Below are 8252 nucleotides of genomic sequence, written 5' to 3' on the forward strand. Positions count from 1 at the left end.
GGTCCTGCGCCATCTGCACGCCGTGGGCGCCCCACTCCGACAAAGCACCCACTAGACCGCTCAGCACCGGACACCGGTCAAACTCAAAGGGCATCCACAACGCGTTCAGTGCCGAGTACCCCTGGGGAGATCGCTAGCCCGTTCGGGTCGAATCCCTCGGTCCACCCCGGCTCGATGGTCCATGCCCGCTCACGGTGTCGCGGGGTGGCGGCCGTCCTTCTCCCGATAGTTCGGCGTGCAGTGGCGTAGGGAGGAGACCGCGCCCTTGCCCCCCTTGCCGGGATGGACTGACGGTCATAAGGTGTGGATCTCCGTCGGTCAATGGTTCAGTGGCAAACCCCGTCCACAAATCATCACGCACGTCGTGGTGGTGCGGGGCCAGGTCAGCGAACCAGCGGCCCGCCCGTGACGGCCCCTCCGTGTGCGGGGTTGCCCGCGTTGGCGGGGTTGTGCCGGGAGGCGCCCGGTGTCGTAACTTTCGCGCCTATCCGGGGAACGTGGGACGTATGTTGATCCTGGAGCCGGTGTCGGCCCCTCTACTGTCTTCGCTTCGTCGATGCAACGGACGGGATGAAGGAGTGTGCTGGTTTGGGGCGGCTGGTGACCTACGTGGTCATCGAGGTCGAGGGCAGGTTGCGGGTGCGTGAGGTCGACAAGGGCCTGGAAGAGCATGAGTGGGGTGTGCTGCAGGCGGGCCTGTCCGCCGCGGTGGAAGCCGATGTTGATCCGCGTCACCGGCGCAGCAACGGGATCGCGCTGCCGGGCGGGTTGTGGGTGCGGATGGCTGACGGGATCACCGCCGAGCCGCAGCCGGATCCGCGGAACGCGGTGGCCACCGTGATGCTCGCCCTGCTCGGCGACTGGCGGCGCCGCACGTGCTTCGGAACATCGCCCTCCTCGGCGCCGAAAACCCGGACACTGGTCTGATCGTCTCACTTTCCGGCGACCAGTTGGCCGGGATTCGTGGGGTGCCCTACCGGGTCAGTCCGCACGAGGCGAGGACGGATCCGCCAGCGGGGTGAGGAGGGCCCAGCCCGTGCTGGCGCGGATTTCCTGTTACCCGGGTGATCCGTTCGGGCCGAGGGCGTGGGTGCGGGTGGGATACAGGGTGAACACCTCGGCCAGGCCGGTGCGGTGCAGGGTGCGCAGGATGCGGTCGGTGACCACGAGCCGCAGCTGGGTGTGCTTTCCGCAGCCGCGGCGCACAGCCACGAGCGCGGACAGACCGGCCGAGGTCATGAACACCACCCCGGACAGGTCCAGGATCAGCACCGTCGGCTGCCGGGCCAGGGCCAGGTTGACCGAGTCGACCAGTCGGGGTGTGGTGGCGTGGTCGAGTTCGCCGACTGTGGCCAGCACCGTGGTGGTGTCGTGGTGTTCCACGGTGACCGTCACCCGGGGCTTGACCGGCAGAAGCGGGCCCGAGGAGGGAGGCCCGGGAGTGCTCACCGCGCCATTCTCCCCGATATGGCGCCCCGAGTGTTGCCACCACGGGGCGAATCCCGGACCAGGGGACGAAGGCCCGAGTGGTGTCACGCTCGGCCCGAAGTGAACGCTGGCATGGGGAGGTGTCGGTGCCCCGTCCCCTGGTGTACCGGCACTGCCGTTGGCGCTGGCCACGCATTCCCCGGGGGTACGGCGAGTCCGGACCCGATTCGCCCGTGGCCCCGGTCAGCGGGGATTGTCCTGCGGTGGGTGTTGGCCACAGCACCGGCTGCGGTTCGCGCCAAGTAGGCTCCCTGCCATGGTTCACGATCCAGTGACGGCCCGTGAGGCCTTCGAGACACTGCTGGCCGGCAACCGGCGGTTCACCGCGGGCAGCCCCGAGCATCCGAACCAGGACGCCGCGCGCCGCGCGCAGGTCGCGCCGGGGCAGGCGCCGTTCGCGGTGCTGTTCGGGTGTTCCGATTCCCGGCTGGCCGCCGAGATCGTCTTCGACCGGGGTCTGGGCGATTTGTTCGTGGTCCGCACGGCCGGGCATGTGGTCGGTGCGGAGGTGCTGGGCAGTATCGAGTACGGGGTGAGCGTGCTGGGCTGTCCGCTGGTCGTGGTCCTGGGCCATGACTCGTGCGGGGCGATCGCGGCCGCCCGCGACGCCGCCGACGGCGGCAGGGCGCCCGCCGGCTTCGTCCGTGACGTCGTGGAGAGGGTGACCCCGAGCGTGCTGGCGGCCCGCGCCGCCGGACGCGAGACGGCCGACGAGATCCTTCACGAGCACATCCGGCACACCGTCGACCTGCTGCTGGACCGCTCCCGGGTCCTGGCCGAGCGGGTGGCCGAAGGCCACCTCGCCGTTGCGGGTCTGTCCTACCAGCTGGCCGACGGCACCGCCCGGTTGGTCGCCTCCCACGGCCTGAACGAGGACGCCGCCCCCACACAGTGAAACCCCTGCAACCCCGGTGTCCGGCGTTCCTGGAGGTCGGGGACGGCCTTGCGGAGCGGGTGGAAGAGAGAATTGTGGAATGTGAGCGTGACGGCACGAACCGGTGACATCGAGAAGGCGGCCGGTGTGCTGCGCGCCGGAGGGCTGGTGGCGCTGCCGACCGAGACCGTCTACGGCCTGGGCGCCAACGCCGCCGACCCCGCCGCCGTCACGCGCGTTTTCCAGGTCAAGGGGCGCCCGCCGTCCCACCCGCTGATCGTCCACCTCGGTGGCCCGGAGCACCTGGACGGCTGGGTCGACCAGGTGCCTGCGGCGGCGCGGCTGCTGGCCGACCACTTCTGGCCGGGGCCACTCACGCTGGTCCTGCGGCGCGGCCGCCGGGTGCCCCGCGAAGCCACAGGCGGCCTGGACACGGTGGCCGTGCGCGTGCCCGACCACCCCGTCGCGCTCGCGCTGCTGGCGGCCTTCGACGGTGGTGTCGCGGCCCCGTCGGCCAACCGCTTCGGCTCGGTCAGCCCCACCACCGCCGACCACGTCCGCGCGGAACTCGGCGACGCCGTCGACTTCGTGCTGGACGGCGGCCCCTGCGAGGTCGGCGTCGAATCGACCATCGTCGACACCACCGGCGAGATCCCGAGCATCCTGCGGCCCGGCGGAGTCACCCGCGAAGACCTCGAAGCCGTACTCGGGTACCCGCTCGCGGACGGCTCGACCAGCCGCGTCCGGGTGCCGGGCCAGCATCCCTCGCACTACGCGCCGCGGGCGCGGGTCGTCCTCGTCGAACCCGACAAGGTCCTCGCCGAGGCCGAACTCGCGCAGGAGCACGGCCACCAGGTGGGCGTCCTGGTTCCGCCCGCCCTCGCCGACGCTCCGGTCAAGGCGCACGCCGTGGTGGCCCTCCCCGACTCGATGACCGCCTACGCACACGGGCTGTACGGGCTCCTGCGCCAGCTCGACCAGCGGGGATGTGACCTCATCGTCGCGTCCCTGCCCGTGGAGCAGGGACTGGGACTCGCGATCGCCAACCGGCTCCGCCGCGCCGCGGGACCCCGACCCCCCCGAATGACACCGCCACCGACGCCATCCGCCGCCAGCGCGGGGTGTCTCGGTAACGATCACGCTTCACCACAGCGCCAGCGCACCCGCGCCCCCGACCTTGACCATTCCCCAGTGTCCGAAGTGGACTAAACGGACACCCGAAGTCCTGTGCACGCCCGATGGTCCCGCTCCAGTCGATCACAGGAACGGTCACAGTAGTACCGCGTATCCCGCCGTGCTGTTCAGCCGCTTCCCGATGGCCCGGTCGTCGAGGAGGTCATCGACCAGCTGGGCTTGCGGGAGTACGTGAAGCGACGCGCACGTGATCTCTCACTCGGCAACGCGCAACGCCTCGGGCTCGCCAAGGCGCTGTTGCACCGGCCGGAACTGCTGATCCTGGACGAGCCCGCGAACAGCCTGGACCCAGTCGGTGTCGTGGAGATCCGGGACCTGCTCCGCGGTCTCGCCGACGAGCACGGCACGACGATCTTCCTCTCCAGCCATGTCCTCGCCGAGGTGGCCCGGCTGGCCACCCGCATCGGCATCATCCACAACGGACACTTCGTTCGCGAATCGGATGCTGGCAAGCTGCGAAGCCAGGTGCGTCAATGGCTCCGCGTGTCGACCCGCGACTGCCCTGCGGCCGTGAGAGTGCTGCGGCAAGCCGGATACGATCCACGGCCGGGCGATGACAGCGCGCTCGAACTGCACGACGAGCGGGCGACCCGGTTCCCGGACGAGGTCGCGACGTTGCTCGTGGCAGCCAACTGCCCACCGACCCGGCTGGTCGTCGAGCGCGAGGACCTGGAGCCTACTTCCTCCGCATGGTCACCACCGGCGAACGGGAAAACTGATGCTTGCCGTGCTGTGGGTCGAAGTGCTCAAGGTGCGGCGCTCCCGCCTGTCCTGGGTGAGCCTGCTCGCCTTCGCCCTCGGGACTACGGTGATGGGGCTGATCATGTTCGCCGTGCAGGACCCGGAACGGGCCCGGTCGCTCGGGCTGCTGGCGACGAAGGCCCAGCTCACCCAAGGCACCGCCGACTGGCCCGCGTACCTCGCGCTGCTCGCCCAGACGATCGCCGTCGGCGGTCTGGTGCTGTTCGGCATCCTCACGATCTGGGTCTTCGGCCGCGAGTTCAGCGACCGCACCGTCAAGGACCTGCTCGCCCTGCCCACTCCGCGCGGCGCGATCGTCGGCGCCAAATTCTTGGTCACCGCGCTCTGGTGCGCGCTGCTCACCCTGGAAACCTTCGGCCTCGGCCTGATCATCGGATTCCTGCTCGGGCTGCCCGGCTGGTCCGCTGCCACCGTCCTGCACGGGCTCGGCCGGCTGCTGCTCACCGCCGTGATGGCCTGGCTCCTGGTGACCTCGTTCGCGCTCGCCGCCAGCATCGGCCGGGGCTACCTCGCCGCCGTCGGCACCCTGTTCGTCACCGTCTTCCTCGCCCAGATCATCGCCGTGCTCGGCTATGGACACCTCTTCCCCTGGGCCGTACCCGGAATCTACAGCGGAATCGGCGGCCCAGATCAGCCGCCGGTGGGCATCGCGGGATACACCGCGGTCGTACTCGTCGGCGTCGCGAGCATCGCGGCGACCCTCGCCTGGTGGCGAAACGCCGATCAATCGCAATAGCCTACCCATCAACGACGCACCCCGGTGGTCACGACGCACCTCGGTGGTCAATACTGGTGGTCGTCGTGCGGCCGATGCCACCGCGACGGCCCTCAGCGCGGCCGTCGATGCGGCCAAACATCCAATGCCTATCGACAGGTCAGCCACAGCTCGCACTGGATCTGCTTGCCCGCGAGGGTTACGGGGCATCGGTCCGGGGCCGCGGTTACTCGCTCGTGGTGCGCTGCGGTGGGGGTGGTTGGGGAATGCCGCGGCGGACGTCGCCGGGACTGGTGATGAGGCGTTGCTGAACGCGGCGGGCGCTGGAGCGGAGTTGCCAGGGCACGCTGACCACCATGACGCCGGGTTCGAACAGCAGCCTGGTCTTGAGTCGGAGCGCGCTTTGGTTGTGCAGCAGGTTTTCCCACCAATGTCCGACGACGTATTCGGGGATGTAGACGCAGACCACGTCGCGCGGGCTTTCCCGCCGCAGGTTCTTCACGTAGCGGACCAGTGGCCGGGTGATCTCCCGGTACGGGGATTCGAGGACCTTCAGCGGCGCTTTGACGTGGTGTTGTTCCCATTGCCGCCGCAAGGCGTGGGTGTCGGCGTCGTCGACGTTGACGGTGATCGCGGTCAGTGTATCCGGGCGGGTGGCGCGGGCGAACGCGATCGCGCGCAGGGTCGGCTTGTGCAAGGTGGACGTCAGCACGAGGGCGTGCACCCGGCTGGGCGGGACGCTGCTGTCGGCGTCGGGCAGCAGTTCCTCCCGGACGCGGTCGTAGTGACGGTGAATGGCCCGCATCAGTCCATAAAGGACCGGGATGGCGATCACCACGAGATAGGCGCCGTGCGCGAATTTGGTGATCAGCACGACGACAAGGACGACTCCGGTGAAACAGGCGCCGAACGCGTTGATCACCCGGGCGCGGTGGATGCGTCGCCGCTCGGCCGGAGTGTCCGCGGTCGCGAGTTCCCGGTTCCAGTGCCGGACCATGCCCGCTTGGCAGAGGGTGAAGGAGGTGAACACGCCGACGATGTAGAGCTGGATCAGCCGGGTGGCCGAACCGTCGAAGGCGTAGATGAGCAGACCGGCGATCGCGGCGAGCAGGATGATGCCGTTGGAGAAGTTCAGCCGGTCGCCGCGGGTGTGCAGTTGGCGGGGCAGGAAGCGGTCCTGGGCCAGGATCGAGCCCAGCAGCGGGAATCCGTTGAACGCGGTGTTCGCGGCCAAGATCAGGATCAGCGCGGCGGCGGCTTGCAGGTAGTAGAAGAACACGGTGTGGTCGCCGCCGAAGACCGCGGCGGCGACCTGGGCGATCACGGTGCGCTGGGCGTCGGTTTCGCAGTTGCCGGGGAAACCGATCAAATCGCAGGGGTTCTCGGCGAAGTGCACCTGCGAGATCAGGGCGAGTGCGGTGATGCCGGTGAACATGGTGACCGACAGCGCGCCCATCGCGAGCATGGTGCGGGCGGCGTTGAGACCTTTGGGTGTGCGGAACGCGGGCACCCCGTTGGAGATCGCTTCCGCTCCGGTGAGCGCGGTGCAGCCGGAGGAGAACGCGCGCAGCACGAGAAACGCCAGCGCCAATCCGGTCAGGCCGGTCTGTTCGGGGTGGATGTCCAGGGCGGCGCTTTCGGCCACCGGCGGGTTCCCGCCGAGCGTGCGGGCCAGTCCGACCACGATCATGATCAGCACGCCGACGACGAAGGCGTAGGTGGGGATCGCGAAGGTGCGGCCGGATTCGCGCACCCCGCGCAGGTTCATCGCGGTGAGGAACACGATGAAGCCGAGGTTGATCGCCACCCGGTAGGGGTTGAGTTCGGGGATCGCGGAGATGATGTTGTCGACTCCGGCGGCCACCGACACGGCGACGGTGAGGATGTAGTCCACCAGCAGCGCCCCGGCCACGACCAGTCCGGCGGGGCGGCCGAGGTTGCGGGAGGCAACTTCGTAGGAGCCGCCGCCGCTGGGGTAGGCCTGTACCACCTGCCGGTAGGACAGCACCACCACGGTCAGCAGGACCACGACGGCGAGCGCGACCCATGGTGCGAGGTGCAGGAAGGTCAGCCCGCCGAGGGTGAGGATGAGCAGGATTTCCTGGGTGGCGTAGGTGACCGAGTACAGCGGGTCGCTGGCGAAGATCGGCAACGCCAGGCGCTTGGGCAGGAGGGTCTCGCCCAGTTTGTCGCTGCGGAAGGGGCGGCCGAGCACCAGCCGTTTCAGGATCGAGGTGACAGACGGCACCCCCGGAAGCCTAAATACACCGGGGTCACCCAGCCGGTCCAATCCCGTCGAGAAAGCATCAAAATCTGGCAGTGCGGCGTGTGTGTCATGTCAAGAATCACCGCGTCGCCCGTGCGCGTTGCGCCATCGCGCCTAACGTGTGGCGCCAACTATCCCGACGGCGGGAAAGGGGGAGCTACGGCCGGTGCCCGACCACCCCACAGCAGAGCTGGCCTGGCTGGTCAGCCAACCCTGCGTGGTCGAGGTCCTCGACGCCCTCACCGAAGCGCCCCGCACGCTCGCGGACCTGCATCGCCAGGTGCGGGCCAGTCGGCGGACGATCGCCTCGGCGCTGCGTCTCCTCGCCGCGGAGGGGGCGGCCCGCCGCCGCGGTCACTGCGGCAGCTGGGACAGCCGCCCACCGCCCTCGATCCGGTACGAACTCACCGCCACCGGTCGCGACCTCACCCGGCAACTGGACCGGTTGGAGGTCTGGACCGCGCTCTACCAGCACTACCTCGATCCTCCGCACACGACGACATCCAGGGGCGGCGGCGCCCGCCGCGGCCACCGGTAACGACGACTAGGGAAAGGACGGCGGTCATGTGGGCACCGATCTCCATCGGGCTTTTCATCGCATTCGTGGGAAATCTGGATCTCGGTCACGTTGGACGGGCGATCCCGTTCGGCATCGCCTGGCTGGTGCTGGTCACCGCGGTGGCGTATCGAGCCCGCCACCGGACTACCTGACCACCCCGGCATGAGCTACCTGGGGGACCATCCGCACACGCGGGTCCGGCACAGTGCGCCAAGCATCGTCCTCAGTTGCGGCCACGCAGTGGTGCCGCGTCTTGATGGCGCTGGGGAACCAGTACACCGAGCAGAAGCCGGGGGAATCGTGCTTCCTTCCCCGGGGGTCTCCGCGACGGCGGCGAGGAGGATGAGGGGATGGCATTGATTCGTCTGTCTGCTGTTGGCTCTTCGATGATCGA

The 8252-nt window shown here is 69.1% G+C and carries 8 protein-coding genes and 1 pseudogene; 7 read left to right on the forward strand and 2 right to left on the reverse strand.

Going from position 1 to position 8252, the window contains the following annotated elements:
- The first annotated feature begins 588 nt into the window (after nucleotides 1-588).
- Nucleotides 589-927 (forward strand): hypothetical protein, encoded by a 339-nt coding sequence (locus tag FXO23_RS49800; RefSeq protein WP_158896115.1) that lies wholly within the window; start codon nucleotides 589-591, stop codon nucleotides 925-927.
- 129 nt (nucleotides 928-1056) lie between these two features.
- On the opposite strand, the gene FXO23_RS49805 is transcribed toward FXO23_RS49800, so the two are convergent.
- Nucleotides 1057-1449, reverse strand: coding sequence for an STAS domain-containing protein (locus tag FXO23_RS49805; protein WP_158896117.1), 393 nt, complete (start codon nucleotides 1447-1449; stop codon nucleotides 1057-1059).
- 295 nt (nucleotides 1450-1744) lie between these two features.
- On the opposite strand from FXO23_RS49805, the gene FXO23_RS49810 reads away from it, so the two are divergent.
- The 4 genes and pseudogenes from FXO23_RS49810 to FXO23_RS49825 all read left to right on the forward strand — a co-directional run bounded on the left by FXO23_RS49810 (nucleotide 1745) and on the right by FXO23_RS49825 (nucleotide 5054).
- Nucleotides 1745-2383 carry a carbonic anhydrase gene (locus FXO23_RS49810; RefSeq protein ID WP_158896119.1) on the forward strand — a complete coding sequence of 213 codons (639 nt, stop codon included), beginning with the start codon at nucleotides 1745-1747 and terminating at the stop codon, nucleotides 2381-2383.
- Nucleotides 2384-2470: 87 nt separating this feature from the next.
- The gene (locus tag FXO23_RS49815; RefSeq protein WP_158896121.1) at nucleotides 2471-3571 is read left to right on the forward strand and encodes an L-threonylcarbamoyladenylate synthase; all 1101 of its coding nucleotides are present in this window, start codon (nucleotides 2471-2473) and stop codon (nucleotides 3569-3571) included.
- Nucleotides 3572-3727: 156 nt separating this feature from the next.
- A pseudogene (locus FXO23_RS52910) lies at nucleotides 3728-3865 on the forward strand (ATP-binding cassette domain-containing protein); the annotation flags it as partial.
- A gap of 409 nt (nucleotides 3866-4274) precedes the next feature.
- Nucleotides 4275-5054: an ABC transporter permease gene (locus FXO23_RS49825; protein WP_158896123.1), complete on the forward strand. Its 780-nt coding sequence runs from the start codon at nucleotides 4275-4277 to the stop codon at nucleotides 5052-5054.
- A 205-nt stretch (nucleotides 5055-5259) separates the two neighbouring features.
- On the opposite strand, the gene FXO23_RS49830 is transcribed toward FXO23_RS49825, so the two are convergent.
- Nucleotides 5260-7281, reverse strand: a complete 2022-nt coding sequence (locus FXO23_RS49830) for an APC family permease (protein ID WP_158896125.1) — start codon at nucleotides 7279-7281, stop codon at nucleotides 5260-5262.
- A 184-nt stretch (nucleotides 7282-7465) separates the two neighbouring features.
- Here FXO23_RS49830 and FXO23_RS49835 point away from each other — a divergent pair, with 184 nt between their 5' ends.
- Together FXO23_RS49835 and FXO23_RS49840 are read left to right on the forward strand one after the other, a co-directional pair.
- Nucleotides 7466-7837 carry a winged helix-turn-helix transcriptional regulator gene (locus FXO23_RS49835; RefSeq protein ID WP_158896127.1) on the forward strand — a complete coding sequence of 124 codons (372 nt, stop codon included), beginning with the start codon at nucleotides 7466-7468 and terminating at the stop codon, nucleotides 7835-7837.
- A 26-nt stretch (nucleotides 7838-7863) separates the two neighbouring features.
- Nucleotides 7864-8010, forward strand: coding sequence for a hypothetical protein (locus FXO23_RS49840; protein ID WP_158896129.1), 147 nt, complete (start codon nucleotides 7864-7866; stop codon nucleotides 8008-8010).
- Nucleotides 8011-8252 lie beyond the last annotated feature (242 nt).

The organism is Amycolatopsis anabasis (assembly GCF_009765355.1).
GTDB classification, from domain to species: Bacteria; Actinomycetota; Actinomycetes; order Mycobacteriales; family Pseudonocardiaceae; genus Amycolatopsis; species Amycolatopsis anabasis.